The 17,390-nt window shown below is 26.7% G+C and carries 15 protein-coding genes and 1 pseudogene; 11 read left to right on the forward strand and 5 right to left on the reverse strand.

Annotated elements, in window-relative coordinates; translation table 4 throughout:
* Positions 1-14: 14 nt before the first annotated feature.
* Positions 15-572 carry a guanylate kinase gene (gmk, locus tag ACE38S_RS02310; protein WP_374697115.1) on the reverse strand — a complete coding sequence of 186 codons (558 nt, stop codon included), beginning with the start codon at positions 570-572 and terminating at the stop codon, positions 15-17.
* A 21-nt stretch (positions 573-593) separates the two neighbouring features.
* Positions 594-1,160, reverse strand: a pseudogene (gene rsmD, locus ACE38S_RS02315) (16S rRNA (guanine(966)-N(2))-methyltransferase RsmD); the annotation flags it as partial.
* 125 nt (positions 1,161-1,285) lie between these two features.
* On the opposite strand from rsmD, the gene def reads away from it, so the two are divergent.
* The 6 genes from def (at position 1,286) to ACE38S_RS02345 (ending at position 5,777) form a co-directional block, all read left to right on the forward strand.
* Positions 1,286-1,867 (forward strand): peptide deformylase, encoded by a 582-nt coding sequence (def, locus tag ACE38S_RS02320; protein WP_374696207.1) that lies wholly within the window; start codon positions 1,286-1,288, stop codon positions 1,865-1,867.
* A gap of 240 nt (positions 1,868-2,107) precedes the next feature.
* Positions 2,108-3,811, forward strand: a complete 1,704-nt coding sequence (locus ACE38S_RS02325) for a ribonuclease J (protein WP_374697116.1) — start codon at positions 2,108-2,110, stop codon at positions 3,809-3,811.
* Positions 3,812-4,134: 323 nt separating this feature from the next.
* On the forward strand, positions 4,135-4,497 hold the full coding sequence (locus ACE38S_RS02330) for a hypothetical protein (RefSeq protein WP_374696208.1): 363 nt from the start codon (positions 4,135-4,137) through the stop codon (positions 4,495-4,497).
* A 112-nt stretch (positions 4,498-4,609) separates the two neighbouring features.
* On the forward strand, positions 4,610-4,828 hold the full coding sequence (locus tag ACE38S_RS02335) for a hypothetical protein (RefSeq protein ID WP_374696209.1): 219 nt from the start codon (positions 4,610-4,612) through the stop codon (positions 4,826-4,828).
* A 574-nt stretch (positions 4,829-5,402) separates the two neighbouring features.
* Positions 5,403-5,594 carry a hypothetical protein gene (locus tag ACE38S_RS02340; RefSeq protein ID WP_374696210.1) on the forward strand — a complete coding sequence of 64 codons (192 nt, stop codon included), beginning with the start codon at positions 5,403-5,405 and terminating at the stop codon, positions 5,592-5,594.
* Between the two features lie 36 nt (positions 5,595-5,630).
* Positions 5,631-5,777: a hypothetical protein gene (locus tag ACE38S_RS02345; RefSeq protein ID WP_374696211.1), complete on the forward strand. Its 147-nt coding sequence runs from the start codon at positions 5,631-5,633 to the stop codon at positions 5,775-5,777.
* A gap of 2,118 nt (positions 5,778-7,895) precedes the next feature.
* On the opposite strand, the gene parC is transcribed toward ACE38S_RS02345, so the two are convergent.
* From parC to parE, 3 genes are all read right to left on the reverse strand, one after another.
* Positions 7,896-10,382 (reverse strand): DNA topoisomerase IV subunit A, encoded by a 2,487-nt coding sequence (gene parC, locus ACE38S_RS02350; RefSeq protein WP_374696212.1) that lies wholly within the window; start codon positions 10,380-10,382, stop codon positions 7,896-7,898.
* Between the two features lie 321 nt (positions 10,383-10,703).
* Positions 10,704-10,850: a hypothetical protein gene (locus tag ACE38S_RS02355; RefSeq protein WP_374696213.1), complete on the reverse strand. Its 147-nt coding sequence runs from the start codon at positions 10,848-10,850 to the stop codon at positions 10,704-10,706.
* A gap of 514 nt (positions 10,851-11,364) precedes the next feature.
* A complete protein-coding gene (gene parE, locus ACE38S_RS02360; RefSeq protein WP_374696214.1) occupies positions 11,365-13,302 on the reverse strand; it encodes a DNA topoisomerase IV subunit B in 1,938 nt (645 codons plus the stop codon).
* Positions 13,303-13,439: 137 nt separating this feature from the next.
* Here parE and plsY point away from each other — a divergent pair, with 137 nt between their 5' ends.
* From plsY to rpsR, 5 genes are all read left to right on the forward strand, one after another.
* A complete protein-coding gene (plsY, locus tag ACE38S_RS02365; protein ID WP_374696215.1) occupies positions 13,440-14,228 on the forward strand; it encodes a glycerol-3-phosphate 1-O-acyltransferase PlsY in 789 nt (262 codons plus the stop codon).
* A gap of 253 nt (positions 14,229-14,481) precedes the next feature.
* Positions 14,482-15,432, forward strand: a complete 951-nt coding sequence (locus tag ACE38S_RS02370; RefSeq protein WP_374696216.1) for an IS30 family transposase — start codon at positions 14,482-14,484, stop codon at positions 15,430-15,432.
* 267 nt (positions 15,433-15,699) lie between these two features.
* Positions 15,700-16,101, forward strand: coding sequence for a 30S ribosomal protein S6 (gene rpsF / locus ACE38S_RS02375; RefSeq protein ID WP_374696217.1), 402 nt, complete (start codon positions 15,700-15,702; stop codon positions 16,099-16,101).
* A gap of 63 nt (positions 16,102-16,164) precedes the next feature.
* Positions 16,165-16,617 (forward strand): single-stranded DNA-binding protein, encoded by a 453-nt coding sequence (locus tag ACE38S_RS02380; protein ID WP_374696218.1) that lies wholly within the window; start codon positions 16,165-16,167, stop codon positions 16,615-16,617.
* Positions 16,618-16,635: 18 nt separating this feature from the next.
* Positions 16,636-16,860, forward strand: coding sequence for a 30S ribosomal protein S18 (rpsR, locus tag ACE38S_RS02385; RefSeq protein ID WP_374696219.1), 225 nt, complete (start codon positions 16,636-16,638; stop codon positions 16,858-16,860).
* The last annotated feature ends 530 nt before the right edge of the window (positions 16,861-17,390 follow it).

The following is a 17,390-nucleotide window of genomic DNA, read 5'->3' on the forward strand; positions in this document are numbered from 1 at the left end:
TCCTTTATTCAAAATTATGAACGTTTAGCAATTTCTTGTCTTAAAATTGCTTTAATTTCTGTAACTGCTTGTTCAACTGTGTTATTTACAACAACATAATTGTAATTATTTTGTAAAGGAAGTTCGTCCGCTGCTTTTTCTAAACGTTCTTGTAGAATTTCCTCTGACTCACTTTTTCGACCACGTATACGGTTTTCTAATTCTTCTAAACTCGGTGGAATTAAAAAAATTGAAACGGCATCTGTGATTTTTTCTAATACTTGCGTTGCTCCTTGTACTTCAATTTCTAATAAAACATTTTTTCCAACATTAATTTTATCAAAACAATATGATTTTGGCGTTCCATAATAATTCCCAACAAAATCAGCATATTCTAATAATTCATCATTTTTAATTACTGCTTCAAATGTTGGTAGGTCAACAAAAAAATAATTTACCCCATTAACTTCACCTTGTCTTTTTTCTCTTGTTGTCATTGAAACTGAATAAGCCAAATTTAATTCTTTATATTTAAAAAGTTCTTGGCATATTGTTCCTTTCCCGACTCCTGATGGTCCAGAAAAAATAATTAAAAAACCTTTTTTTTTTGCACATTAACTTTCTCCTTTTTCTAACCTTAAAATATACAAATACTTTTTACGATATGTTTTGCAACGTAACATAACTAAATTAAATTGATCAAATGATAACGCTTGATTTGATTCACAAACTATTATTCCATAGTTATTGATAATATTGTTATTCAATATTACAGTAATAATATCATAATAATATTGAATTTGCTTAAAGGGTGGGTCTAAAAATAAAATATCAATTAGTATTTTATTTTGAATAATTCAATTTAGTAAAACTTGATAATCATAACTCAGTAGTTTTGCATTGTCAACTTTTAATTTATTTAAATTAGTTTCAATAATTTTATAGGCACCTTGATTAAAATCATTAAAATAACACAGTTGTAATCCCCGTGATAATCCTTCGATTCCTAATTGTCCACTACCTGCAAAAATATCTAACCCAATCTTATTTTCATAAACAAAATAATTATCTAAAATATTAAACATATCTTCTTTAACACGCGCTGCCGTTGGTCGTGTATTCATTTCCTCCGATGTTTTAATTTGATAACCCTTATATTTTCCAATAATTACACGCATTTTCTTGTCCTTTTTCTTTCTTTTTTATTATACTAAAACTTTATAATTTTTTTAAAAAATTGCTTAATAATAATTGCTTAATTTAATAATTGCTTAATATGTTATAATTTTTAAAGAGGTGATTTTTATTGTTGCAAAATGAAATACCAACTAAAGACTGATTAGTATTTGATAACACATCGTCAATTAGGCAATCATCAAAGGAAGTCGCTTTTCCATTAGCATCTGATAATGAACTTGTGATGAAAAAGTTAATTGACTTTGTTAAATATTCCCAAGATCCACAAAAAAATAATGGCCATGCCATTAGACCGGCTGTTGGTTTAGCAGCACCACAAATTGGACATAATATTAAAATGTATTATATTCGCATTGAAGATACAGATGAAGAAACTGAAACCAAAAAAATAACTGAACATGCTATGATTAATCCTAAAATTATTGGAAAAAGTAATCAACTAGCTTGTATTAAAGAAGGCGAAGGGTGTTTAAGTGTCAATGGTGATAAGGAAGGATTAGTTCCTCGTAGTTTTAGAATTATTGTTGAAGGTTATGATTATTTAAAACAACAGCAAGTAACAATTACTGTACGTAGTTATGAAGCGATTGTTTTTCAACATGAACAAGCGCATTTAGAAGGTAAACTATATTATGATTTAATTAATAAAAAAATGCCTTGAATCAAGAAAAGTGACTGAATTATTTTATAAATTTAAGATTATTTAATTTTTTTTTAGAAAAAGTATTTTTTTATTTTTTTTGTAATATTATTAAACTTTATGTTACAATTTCTTAGATAATAGTAAATTAATTTTTTCTTTGTAATAATAATAAATTTAATAAAGAAAAAACTATGCGTTAATTTTTAGAATTATGAGGTGATAATTTCAATGAATGAAGAAAATAAAGAAATAAGTAAAAATAAAACAACAGCGATAAAACAGACTGATATGATAACAAAACAACAAACGCAAAATATTATGAAAAATAAAATACCAACAAAAGTTTTTGCTCTTGGAGGATTGGAAGAAGTTGGAAAAAATACATATTGCATTGAACATGATGAAGAATTAATTATGATTGATGCTGGTGTTAAGTTTCCTAGTTCAACAATGCTTGGTGTTGATGCTGTTATTCCAAATTATAATTATTTAAAAGAAAATCAACGAAAAATAAAAGCGTTATTTATTACCCATGGGCATGAAGACCATATTGGTGGAATTCCTTATTTATTAAAAGAAGAAGTAACTGTTCCAATTATTTATGCACCCCGATTAGCTGCTGCTTTAATTCGTGATCGCTTAAAAGAAGCGAAATTAGAACAAACCACAATTATCAAAGAAGTTGATAATATGAGCGTTATTAAAACAAAAAACTTTAAAATTAACTTTTTTGCTGTTAATCATAGTATTCCTGATGCATTTGGAATTTCAGTAATGACTCCAAATGGAAAAGTTGTTTCAACTGGGGATTATAAATTTGACTGAACACCCCTAGGACATCGTGCTGATATTGAACGAATGGCAAATATGGGACAAGAAGGCGTAATGTTATTGATGGCTGACAGTACAAATGCTGAAGTTGAAGGATATACTCAAACTGAAACAAAAATTATTAAAAACATTGGGGAATTATTTGGTAAAGCGAAAGGAAGAATTTTAATTTCAACCTTTGCTTCAAATGTTCACCGTATTCAACATATTGTTGAAATTGCTAATAAATATAAGCGAAAAATTCTAGTTTTTGGTCGTAGTTTAGACCGTATTATTAGAATTATTCGTCAAATGGGACATTTAAAAATTTCTGATAAAGCATTTATAAAAGCTAATGATGCTAAAAACTATAAGGATAACGAAATATTAATTATTTGTACCGGGAGCCAAGGTGAACTAATGGCGGCATTATCACGAATTGCAAATAATCAACACCAACATATTTCAATTATTCCTGGTGATACGGTTATTTTTTCATCATCACCAATTCCAGGCAATCAAGCTGACGTTGAATGGGTTATTAATAAACTAGTTCGTGCTGGTGCTATTGTCCAAGAAAATAGTCCTTTAAATCAAATTCATACTTCTGGTCATGCTTCACAAGAAGAACAAAAATTATTATTTACCCTTTTAAAACCAAAATACTTTATGCCAATGCATGGTGATTATCGTATGTTGCGTCAACATGGTGAAACAGCAATGAGTGTTAATGTTTCAAAAGATAATGTCTTTATTTGTGCTAATGGTGATCAGATTGAATTATTAAATGAAACTGGGGTAATTGGCAAACGAATTGAAGCTGAAGCGATTTATGTTGATGGAAAAGATTTATCAGGTCAAACAACTGCTGTTGTTCGTGATCGTGAGATTTTATCAAAAGATGGCTTAATTGCTGTTGTTATTTCAATTGATTCGCAAAATAACAAATTATTAACTCCCCCACGAATTATTTCAAGAGGAAGTTTTTATGTAAAAGAATCTGGGAATATTATTAATGAATCAATTCGTTTGGCAACTGAGGCAGTTAATGAAGTTTTAAAAACACAGAAACCAACTTTTGGAACTCTTAAAAATGCTATTAAACAATCATTATCGCCGTTTATCTATCGTTATAAACGTCGTAATCCATTAATCATTCCAGTAATTTTAAATAAAAAATAAAAAGAATACTTATGAATAGTGCACCAATTTTAGTAAGTACTTTTTTAATACTTACTAAAATTGGTGCACTATTCATTGCTCTTTCTTTAAAAGTAAAATGAAGAAATATTTTTAATTTCATATTTATAGATTCCTTTCATTTTTAATTGCATTAAATTATCTTATAATTTATAAGTAATGTAAAATTAAAATTATTATGAGTCAATTTAGCAATATTAACAACAAAAAAACGAATTATTATTTACCAACATTTAAATAAAAAATATGAATTAAATTTTAGTGACTATAATTTTGGTTTTGATTGAGAGGTATTTAAAGATTTTGTGGGTGATAGTTATGCTCGATATTTTACTTCACCCTGTTTTTTTAAATTTGTTTCAGTTGGACGCGGGACTAATAAAACGTGGAATCATCTAGCGGAAAAATTATTTTTTGCTTGTAATTTTACCGATACTTCGTCGGTTATTTTACGAAGATATGCCAATACTCACGAAGACACTACCTTTGGTGATACCATTAATGTTTGTAATTACTTATATGATAAATATGGGATTGATATCGGACCGGACAATGAAAAAATGGCATTGTTTGACCGAAAAATGTTAAAGAGGGTGGTGAAATTGTTTTTCCTAGTGGTATTCGCATTACTTTTGTCGGAATATATAAGGATTATACAAATTTATTAAAAGTTAATAATGTTTTATTATTAAATATTCGTTTAGAGACATATAACAATAAGATTAATGGTATTATTAATCGCATTAAGTTTATTGGTAGGGAGCAATAGTAAAAAATTTATTGAATTTATTGTATGTAACAAATTATCAGTATTGCCAAATTATTGAAAAATTCGGTAAAGGCAGCGGTATTATCTCAGATTGAACTTATGAAATAATCCATGCCGAAGAAAAAGAAATCTTAACTGATAAAGAATTCGATAAAAAATATAATAATTTAAGAGTTTCAATGTTTCGTTCAAAAAGTTTAAAAGTGTCTTATGAAAAATATACTGATTAAAATGGCAACGAACAATATAATTTAGATAATCCTATCTCAGTTAAAGGATTATCTTGGACATTTCAAGAATGAGATAACACATAAAAACAATATAAAACCATAACAACATATTTTCATAAAACATATGCCAACCAATTTACTTTTAATCCTTTTGATAAATACCATGTCTTTTATGAAAAATTTGTCACGCCCTATTTACCATTAAATGAACGAATAAAAACGCTTTTAAAAGAACACAACCAAGTATATTCATAAAACAACCAAGCATTTAATGGTTTAGGAATCTTTAATTTACACATTAACAATGGGGTTGTTTGAAATAAAATTCCGGATATTCTTCAAAAACTTGTTTTAGCAAATAAAGAATAACTTCCTGATTTATTTTAACTTGAATATTACGGTTTTGAATATAACGATAATGACCCCAGCATTTATGTTTTACGAAATTATCGTAAATATATCCAATAATATAACTTGCAAGATTTTTATAATTCAAATACAAAGCATTATCAATTTGATAGCTATGCAATTGGTGTTGATCATACGGTATTTTTATTTAGTGGTTATAAAATTAATGAAAATAATGAATATGATCAGTTATTTAATTGTCGAAAACGTTATTACCCCCAAAAACACCATGAATTTAAATGAAATAGTCGAATATTACGGCCAATGAATAATTAATACCTTTGATAAATTTGATGGTTTTGAAGCTGCCACATTTCATTATGATATCAATGCCCACGACTTTATGCAAAAATTATAAGAAGATATTGCCCCTTATTTAGGTTATAAAATTAAAATGTTTAAAGCCAAAAAACACCAAACATCACTTAATAAAGAAGCTGGGATAATCAATCGGGTAACATGAATAAGAAAAATGTTTGTGCAAGGAAAAGTATATGGCGTGTTAGATAACTTCCCATTTTTAGATAAGTGTATAAGTTAATTAGGGTTTAGTGATAGCAAAACAAACACCCCGATAGTAATAAAATGTATCACGATCCATATGATGCGTTGTTTTATGGTTCTTATCCATATCATTTTAAAATGGGATTATAACTGTTTTGTTTTTGGGCGAGCGGTTGATTTTATTAAATTTTTGTGATAAAATGACTTACAAGTTAAAAAAATTTTGAGGTTCTTTCAAACAAATTTGGGAAACCTTTATAAAATTCTTCGCTTAACGCTTAGAATTTTTCCCAAGGATTTTGAAAAGCGGCGCAAAAGTTTTTTAAACTTTAAGTAATTTTTTGCAAAACTTATGAAAATCACCACGAGCCGGATTATTTAATCTAATTATTATTAGAATTATATTAAATAATCTCGTTTCTAAAAATAATATATTTAAAAATACTTACTTATATATATAATATCAATAGAAATATATCAATAGATCTTGATAAAAAGTTTCAATATAAGAAAGTTAAATAAATAATATGAAAAAACTTTTAGGGTTATTAGGAACAATTTTATGATAATCAAAAATACAACAGGGCCATTAGTTGCCAATAAAAATAATAACAATAAAAATAAAAATTAAAAACATTTTAAAAAAATTAAATCGCCAAAAAAGACAAGCTTTCAGTGATTTACATTTAACAGTAAAAATTAAAAACTTGGCTAAAATTAAATCATTATTATAAAAAAGGGCCACATATTAAGGAAGAAGATTTTTGTAATTGAACACTCTTGTTTATTGCAACTATAAATAATGATATAGATATTGTTAAATAATCGTTAAAACAAACCAACATTAATATTAATATAAAAGACAAGATTCTTGGTGATACTTCTTTGCTTTGATCAGCAAAATATTGTTATAAAGAAATTGTAAAATTGTTGTTAGAATATAGGGCGTATGACGATGTAATGACAATGTGACAGATAATAAGGGTAATACAGCATTAAAATTAGCACATAATCAAAAATATTCAGATATTATTGAAATTTTATCCTCCGAATTTATTGAAAAATAAATTACTTTAGATGAAAATTATTTTAAAAAATTAAATAAATTTTACAGGAACTTATGAAAAATAATAAAATTAATCCTTTAATAATGATAAATAATGAAGGTATTATGACTACAGACAAATTTTAAACACTATAAAAAATAAAAAAACGTAAAGATAATCTTAAAATTATTAAGAGATTAAATGATATTTTAAAATTATCTCAATTTTATGAAAATAAAATAAAAATTTTTAATCTTAACTTTAAAAAATAAAATTAACAATATAGTAAAATTAATAATTAAATTAGATAATTTTTACCTGCAAAGATTTATCAATAAAAATAATCAACATTTTTATTTTAAATAAGAAAAAAGTTCTATTGAATTAAATAAGGAATGGATTGGAAACAATTTTTAAAATACTCGTAAAACCTCCTTATAAATAGGAATATTTCTAAAATTTTTTTATTGTTGAACACTCACTATTTAACCATTGCGGATTAAATATTTATCCAAAAAAAAACCACGATAACTCTTTTATATTGTCTAAAAGAATTGCTCTTATTGGTCATAGCAGTACGGCCCCTCTATATTATTTATCCTCACTTGTTACTTGGTTTTGCAACATTACAAGTAGGAAAGTTTTGTGTTTTATTCTGTTGTTATTTTATTAAACTAAACAAAGTTAACAATAATTTTAACATAATTAAAAAAGACAGAATTTTATTTCTGTCTTTTTATTGTTTTTTGGGAAATTCCCAAAAAACAAATATTTTACGCGCTCGCATTCTTTTTCATTACTTTAATATTTTGATTTTTTTACCAATTTTTTCTTATCGTGGTTTAACCACAGTTTTTATTTAAGCGCTTTGCTTCTTAATATTCTTTTCAAGTTTTTAAAATCAATTCTGCTGTTACAATAACTTATTCCGCTTGATAAATTTTCATTCATTGGAATCATTAGAACTAATTTTACAGTGAGATCACTTTATTCATCACTATTACTATCTGATGGATTTGTTCCTTGTTCATATATTTTTTCATCTGAAACAAGTTTTATTAACTAGAGAATTATTATGCGTACTTGTTGCTTAAATTATGCGTTTAACACTATTGGTTATTCCCATGTCCATGATAATTAACGTGTTTCTTACCAGTAATATTACTGTTTTCCAAACTTTTTTTAGAAGGAATTACTTTTAAATCATAATATCGGGGAATCACAATATCAACAATGTTTTCAAATCCTAACACATGATTAGCCATAATTAATCTGTGAACAACTATTTTATCAGTATTAAATAACTCAATTTTATCACTTTGATTTAACATATGTAAAGTATCTTTCCTTTTTGTTAAAAAAGCTCAGCGTACAAATTCGTTCATATCTTTATTTAATTTATACAAGCGAGTCCCTCGAACTGGTCGAATCGATGTTGGAATTTCGGTTAAAGATATCTTTTTTCCGGTATTAAAGTTCGTAATGAAAAATAAATCATCTTCTTCACAATAACCAGCACTAATAACAACGTCGTCTCGTAAATTGATTGATTTAACCCCCGCTGTGCGTAATCCTAAAATTGGAATTTGTTTTATCCGATACTTAACAATAAAACCATTCGCTGTTATTATGACAACATAAGGATAATGGCCAACTAGCTGACTGGCAACAACTTCATCATCATTTTTTAAATTTATTGCTTTAATTGCCTTACTAATTCGCGACGCTTCAAAATCCTTAACTGCCGTCTTTTTAATCATTCCTTTTTTAGTTGCTAACATAATATATTGTTCTTTTTTATTAAAATCATTTAGTAAAAAAGCACTAATAATTTTTTCTTCTCCTGGTAATTTGGAAATTGTATTAACATGTTCACCAATATCGCGTAAACGAACGGTTTTTATTTTATAGACTGGAATAATAACATAATTTCCTTTTGAAGTAATTAATAAAATTTTATCAGAAGTACTTGCTTGTAAATCGGCAATTCATAAATCCTTTGGTTTTCGTTTAAATTCTTCGGATGTTAAGCGGACTAATTGATTATTTTCTAACGCTTTTAAATACCCGTCTCGAGAAATTCAAATACTCAAATCTTTTTCAATAATTGTTTCTGTCTTTTGAATTTCAATTGTTTCAATTTCATTTTCAATAACACCCCGACGACGAGAAACAAACTTTTTCTTAATTAATTCTAATTGATTAATAATAACATGATTTAATTTGTTGATATCTCTTAAAATTTCTTTTAATTCCGTAATTGTGGTAATTAATTCTTTTTGTTCAGCTTTTAATTGCAAAATATCAGTTGAAGTTAAACGATATAAACGTAATTGTACAATCGCTTCTGCTTGAATTTGCGTAAAATAAAACTTTTTCACTAAATTATGGATTGCATCACTACGATCTTTAGAATGGCGAATAACAGCAATAACTTCGTCTAAAATACTAATTGTTTTAATTAATCCCGCTACAATTTCAGAACGTTTTTGGGCACTAGCTAATTCAAAACGTGAATGATTAATAAAAACTTCTTGTTGATGTTCAACATAGTATGATAAAATTGCTTGTAAACCTAGTTGATGTGGCTGTTTTTTGGCAATTGCAACCATATTGAAATTATAAAAAATTTGCAAATTAGTATTTTTTAATAAAAATTTCCGAACAGTTTCAACATTTGCTTGTTTCCCTAATTCAATGACAATCCGTAACCCTTCTCGGTCTGTTTCATCGCGGACTTCTTTAATATTTAAGCCCGGTTCATTATATTTAATATCATCAATTTTTTTAACTAAGTCTTGTTTAACAACTTCATAAGGGATTTCGGTAATAACTAAGGCGTTATTCTCATAAGAAATCTTACTACGAACAATAATTTTTCCTTTTCCTGTTTCATACGCTTCTAAAATCCCACTTTTCCCTTGGATAATTCCCCCTGTTGGAAAATCAGGACCCTTAACGTATTTTACCAATTCTTTAACGGTGCTGTCTGGTTTTTGAATAAAATGAATTGTTGCATTAATAATTTCATGTAAATTATGGGGAGGAATATTCGTGGCATATCCAGCTGCAATTCCGGTTGAACCATTAACTAATAAATTTGGAAATAAGGCTGGTAAAACAACCGGTTCTTGTTCTGAATCATCAAAATTAGGAGCAAAAGCGACTGTTTTTTTATCAAGATCTTGTAATAAAAATGATGAAATTTCACTTAAACGAGTTTCAGTATAACGCATCGCTGCCGCTGGATCACCATCAATTGAACCATTGTTTCCATGCATATCAATTAAAGGATAACGAACTTTTCAATCTTGCGATAATCTGACCATTGCGTCATAAATAGAAGTATCACCATGGGGATGATATTTCCCGATTACTTCTCCAACAATCCGCGCTGATTTCTTATAACTAGTATTAAAAGTTAACCGTAACTCATTCATCGCAAATAAAATTCTACGTTGAACGGGTTTTAATCCATCACGAACATCGGGTAAGGCACGATCTTGAATAATATATTTTGCATAACGACCAAATCGTTCTGACATAATATCATTTAAAGTATAAATTAATTCATTTTCTTTTTCATTATTACTCATTTTTAAATCCCTATCTATAAATGAACTTTCATCATTTCTATCTTAATTATAGAATTTTTTATAATCAATTTGACAAAATAACTTTTGCCCTAATTTTGTTAATATTCAATAATCATGTTCTTTATCATAATCAAAAAGTTGTTGATCATGAGTTGTTAATAATAACAATATTCGATAATATTATAACATTTGACTGTTAAATGTGTTACATACCATAATTAACCGTAAAAGTTGGAATAAAATATCTGTTATTATTGCAAATTATTATTTATAATAAATTATTGTTCCTAATTTAATTATATATATTACTTTTTGTGATAATTAATCAACTTCATATTGATAAAATAATGTTCATTCAATTAAGGATAATTTATAAATTGTTTGATTTAAAGCATTTAATTGTTGTTTAATTTTTGTCTCTAAATTCGGAACATTAATTAATCCAAGTTTTGCAAAGTCTACACTCATATTAATTTTTTTGGTAAGCAATCAAAATTATTAAAATAATATAATTATAGTAATTTAACTCAAGCGCATTAGCATTATCATTAAAAAAATAAAGGCCTCTTTTGATTAATACGTATAACGTATATAACGTATAATAATACTTTACTACTACTTTATAATTTATAAAGTGGTTCTGGCTGTTGTATTATTTTTTTTTTCAAAAAACTTCTTTTTGAACAGTTTGTTGTTCCGATAATAATAAACTTTCGTAACCTAAGTAACCTAACATCATTTTAACGATATTTCATCCATTATTACATTATTAGCAAATCAATCATTGCTATACAATGATATATTTTATCACTATTTTCACTACCACTAGTTGTTGATATTTCTAATGTTAAAATCGTACTTGTTTATTTTATTTTAATAAGTCATCATAACTAAAAATTTTGGTATTGACTAAAGAATATATTTATTTGATTTAGGTTATCAATTACTTTTTTAATTGATTGTTGCAATATCCTAATCCTTGTTAATTAATGATTGCTTGAAAATCGTCTTCTAAAGTGAATTTAACATTTTCATCAATTCAATCTTTGCGTTTTTTAGCATCATCTCCCATTAATGTTACAATCCGTTTTTCAGCCATAACAGCATCATCAATTGTTACCAAAATTAACTGACGAGTTTGCGGATCCATCGTGGTTTCCCATAATTGTTCGGCATTCATCTCTCCTAACCCTTTATAGCGCTGTAATTCACATTTACCATTAAATTGACTTAATTTATTTTTTAATTCATTTTCATCTCACGCATATTCAATATGTTTATTTTTGGTACTAGTAATTTTAAATAAAGGGGGTAAGGCGATAAACACCCGATGATTTTCAATTAATGGCCGCATGTAACGGTAAAAAAATGTTAATAATAACGTTTGAATATGTGCGCCATCAGTATCAGCATCAGTCATTATAATTACTTTTCCATAATTTGCATCGTTAATATCAAACCCATTTCCAACACCAGCGCCAATAGCATTAATCATAATATTAATCTCTTCATTATTCATTAAATCCTGAAGTTTTGCCTTTTCAGCATTAATTACTTTTCCTCGTAATGGTAAGATTGCTTGAAAACGACGATCACGCCCTAACTTTGCACTACCACCAGCTGAATCTCCTTCAACAAGAAAAATCTCATTATCAAATTTATTGCGACTTTGAGCGGGGGTTAATTTCCCTGTTAATAAACGGTCACTACTTCCTCGTTTTTTATTATTCCGCGCCGCTTCCCGCGCTTTACGGGCTTCTTCCCGAACATTACGAGCTAATAATGCTTTTTCAATAATAGTATAAGCGTTTGTTTTATTTTCGGTTAATCAAAAGCCAAATTGTTTCGCAACAATGTTTTCAACCGCTGTACGAGCTTCATAAGTTCCTAATTTTCCTTTTGTTTGTCCTTCATATTGAATTAAATTTTCAGGAATTTTTACGGAAATAATTGCTGTTAATCCCTCGCGAGTATTAACTGAATCAAGGTTCTTGTCTTTTTCTTTTAATAATCCTTCTTTTCGGGCATAATCATTAATAACTTTTGTTAATCCTGTTCGAAATCCAGCAACATGGCTTCCACCTTCGCTTGTTTTAACATTATTAGCAAAACTAAGTAAATTTTCATTAAATTCGGTTGAATATTGCAAAGCGATTTCAACTTCAATTTGTTTTTCTATCCCTTTTAGCATCACAATTGAGGTAATACTTTTTTTCCCTTCATTCATATATGTAATAAATTCTTCTAAACCATTATTAAATAAATATGATACTTTTTTATCAGTTCGTTGATCATGTAACGTAAGTTTTACACCGCTATTTAAAAAGGCTGATTCAAGAATTCGTTCAGCAATTGTTGAAAAGGAAAAATCAACTACTTTAAAAATCTTATGGTCAGGTAAAAAAGTAATTGTTGTTCCAATTTTAGTTGTTGTTCCAATTTTAGTTAATGGTTTTTTTACTTGTCCCCCGTTAGCAAATTTAATATTTCAAACCTTTTGATCACGATAAATTATCACATCAAATACTGATGATAAAGCATTAACAACCGAGGAACCAACCCCGTGTAATCCTCCTGATGTTTTATAACCATCACCACCAAATTTTCCCCCCGCATGTAAAACAGAAAAAATTACTTCTGGTGTTGATTTTCCTGAAGTATGAATTCCGGTTGGAACACCACGGCCATTATCAGCAACGGTAATGGCATTATTTTTATAAATTGTAATATTAATTTCATCGCAATAGCCTGCCAATGCTTCATCAATTGAATTATCAATAATTTCTCAAACCAAATGATGTAAACCACGAACATCAGTTGACCCAATATACATCCCCGGTCGTTTTCTAACAGCGTCTAATCCTTCTAAAATTTGAATTGATGATTCATCATACTTTAATGTTTTATCTTCAATAACCATATTATCTATAATCCCCTTTACCTATAATTTCACTATTAATATCTTATATTATAACGGTTTTATTTACAATTATTTACTAAATTATTTATAATTACTATATACTAATTACTATATAATAACAAAAGAGAGGTAGAACAATGATATTGTATGGATATTTAGGAACAGCTGTTGCTGCAATAATCGGGTACTTAATTGGTTCTTTTAGTTGATCAATTTTTATTAGTAAAACTATTTATAAGATTGATGTGCGTGATTATCATTCGAAAAATGCTGGTGCTACAAATACTAGTCGTATCTTAGGAAAAAAGTGAGGTTTTGCAATTATGTTTTTAGATATGTTTAAAGTTACAATTACAATGTTTATTGCATTCAGTATTAGTTGTGTTAATATTAATGGTGTTAATTTTGGTTCAACTAGTTATTATATTCCAACTTTTTTTGTTTTAATTGGTCATTCTTATCCAATTTATTTTAAATTTAAAGGTGGTAAAATAGTTTCTTCTTTTTTAGGGTTCTTATGGATTACTAATCCATATTACTTTTTAATTGCAACAGTTGTTTGATGAAGTACAATTTTTATTTGAAAACGAGTCTCTGTTTCTTCGATTTTAGCAGCGTTGTTAACAGGAGCATTATGTTGAATTCCTCAATTAAGTGGTATTGATGTCATTAATTTCAATGGTGAATTACTACAAGATTATCATATTGTTTGAGTTAATTACTTGCATTATGTTAATTACGATAATTACTATGATAGTTTAGCTTTAATTAATATTATTGTTACTTTAAGTGCGTGATTTCTAATTATAAAACATCATAAAAATATTACTAGTTTATTTAAAAAAACCGAAAAACCTTATGATTTTAAGGCCAAATCTGATTTAGCAACTGGAAATATTTCAACAAATAATAAAAATAAGCAATAATTAAATTGCTTATTTTTTATTTAAGTAACTTTAAATTATATTATTTGTAAAAATTAATATGTACCATCATCAATGTTTTTTCATTATTTTGAGGTCTTAAAAAGAAAGTATAGGAAAAACGATTATAAGTAAAATTAATAATATTGCTAAATTATACTTGTAAGTGCAAGTAAATAAAATTGCAAAAAATTTCATATAAAAATTTCATGATGCTAAGTTTATTTTAGAAAAATTAAAGCAAGGAGTTTTTTATATGGGATATAAACATCTTGGCATAGATGAAAGAATTTATATTGAGAATCAATTGAAATTTAAATTAAAAATTAGTGAAATAGCTAAAAATCTTAATCGAAGTATTAGTACTATTATTCAAGAAGTTAATAGAAATAAAGATAATAATCATTATTTTTCATTAATTGCACAAAATAAAGCAGAAAATAGAAAACAATCACATGTTTATTTTCATAAGTTTAAAAATAGAGAATTAGTAAAATATGTACAACAAAAATTATTATTAGGTTGATCGCCTGAACAAATTTATGGAAGAATTAAAAATTTTCATAAAGAATGAATTATTAGTTTTAAAACAATTTACAATTGAATTTATTCTGGATTACTTGAAAAGGTTACTAATAAAAATTTAAGAAGAAAAGGTAAGAAACGAAAATCTCAAGAAAATCGCGGTAAATTTAATGGTAAATCAATTAAAGAACGAAATGTTAATGTTAATAATCGCATAACTGTTGGCCATTGAGAGGATGATACTATAGTATCATCGCGAGGTAAAAGTAAATCATGTTTAATAACTTTAGTTGAAAGAACATCAAGATTTACTTTAGCAATGTTAGTTGAAAATAGAACTACTAAAGTTATTAACGAAAACATTAGCCATTATTTATCAATTCTTCCAAATAATCTTGTTAAAACTATAACATTTGATAGAGGTAAAGAATTTGCTAATTGACAACAACTTGAAAAAAATTTAAATGTGAAAATTTATTTTGCTAATGCATATTCACCCTGACAAAGAGGTACTAATGAAAATACTAATGAGTTAATTAGAGAAAAATTTCCTAAAAAATTTAATTTTTCAAATACCACGAAAAATGCAGTTCATAAATTTATATTGTCTTTAAACCATAGACCAAGAAAAATACTAAATTATCTTTCACCAATCGAATATTTGGTTAGAAAAATAATTTAGTTGCACTTAACTTTACAATTAGGCAACAAAAAAACATTTTTTTAAAAAAATGTTTGCAATTTATTAAAAATATTTTATTATTAATCTAAACAATATGTAAATTTGCCTTTTGTATCTACACAGCGCCAATTTTATTAAAATTAGTGAAATAATTATTACAATTATTGTTAATATACGGTATAATTAATGACGAGTTAATAATGCTTGAATGAATAATTATTAGCTACTTGTCCACATAGGACCCATACCAAAAGAAGGAAAAATAAAGTGCGTAAATATGAAGTTATGTATATATTAAATCCTGAAGCAACTAATTTAGATGAATTAGAAAATAAATTACATCAAATTTTAGAAGTTAACGGAGGAAAAATTGAAGAACACGGTAAATGAGGAATTAAGGACTTATCATATCCTATTAAAAAGAAAAAAAAAGGATATTATGGAGTATTAATTGTTAATACAACATCAGATAGCGTTGATGAATTTGTTCGAATTAGTCATATTGAACAAAATGTTTTACGAATCTTAGTAATTAATACCGAAAAAGAAAAAGGTTATATTCAATCAACTGTTTATGCAAAAACAGAAGTTAAAAATGATAAACCAGACCGTGATAGTAAACCAGGAAATAAAAGAACAAATTACAAACGTCATGAACAACATTCATAAGGTGAAAAACCAAAAGCAGATAAACCAACTGAAACAAAATAATAAAGGGGGTGAACAAAAGTTATGTTGAATCGAGTTTCATTAGTAGGAAGACTAACACGTGATTTAGAATTAAAAAATTCTGTTAATAATAAACCATTTGTTGCTTTTACATTAGCAGTAAATAATAGTTTTAACAATCAAACCTCATTTATTCCATGCTTTGTTTGGAATAAAACAGCTGAAAATATGGCTCGTTATTTAAAAAAAGGATCATTAATCGCTTTGGATGGACGTTTGCAAACTAGAACGGATAATACTGGTGGCCAAACGGTAACAATTATGCAAGTAATCGCTAATATTGTTTCATTCTTAGATTCAAAAGTAAATACGGTTGGTACTGCCAGCGAGGGAGCGCCAATGCCAAATACTAATGATTTTAATAACACAACTTTTGATGAACAAGTGCAACCACAAGATGATAGTAATAATAATAGTATTAGTTTTGATGGTGATGATGCAATTTTATGAGATTAAAAGGAAAGGAAAGCAAGAATGAATCCAAAATTTAAACGTTTTAAAAAACAATGTTATTTTACTAAAAACAAAATAACATATATTGACTATAAAGATACTGAGTTATTAAAAAAATTCATTTCTGGTAATAGTCAAATTTCACCAAAACGACTTACAGGAACAACAGCTAAAAATCAAAGAATGTTAGCAACAGCAATTAAAAGAGCTCGTCAAATGGCATTATTACCATTTGTTATTGATTAAAAAAATACTTACAAAAGTAAGTATTTTTTCTTTTTTGGTATAAAATTAATAATTGTGTATAACAGAAAATAAAAAATTAAGGGATGACATATTATAAAACAAAAACCAAGATTTATTAATGTTTTTTGAACATAATCAAAGGAAAAGATAACAAAGAAGTCACGTGAAAAAAGAAGGGTTTTAAATAATTAAATGTATTATAATTTGTTTTGTGCCTTTTTAATTTGATAGATAAATTACAATAAGTTGGACCCATATTTATGTGGAATTTCAAATAAAATATAATTATGAGGAAAGTAGGAATATAAAAATTTATTTATTTTCGAAAACTTTTTTAAAAAAAATTTGATTAAAATGATTGTATATTAAACTTATATAAGAAAATAAAAATGAAAACTGAAATTTATCACAGCATTATTAATTATTTAGAAAATATTAGAACGCTCTTAAAATTAAATCAATTAAAATTTGTAACATATTTTTTTGCTATTACGCGTTAAGGTTATCTTTTAGTCGTCACAAAAAATACT

Source organism: Spiroplasma endosymbiont of Polydrusus formosus (assembly GCF_964263245.1).
Classification (GTDB): Bacteria; Bacillota_I; Bacilli_A; order Mycoplasmatales; family Mycoplasmataceae; genus Spiroplasma.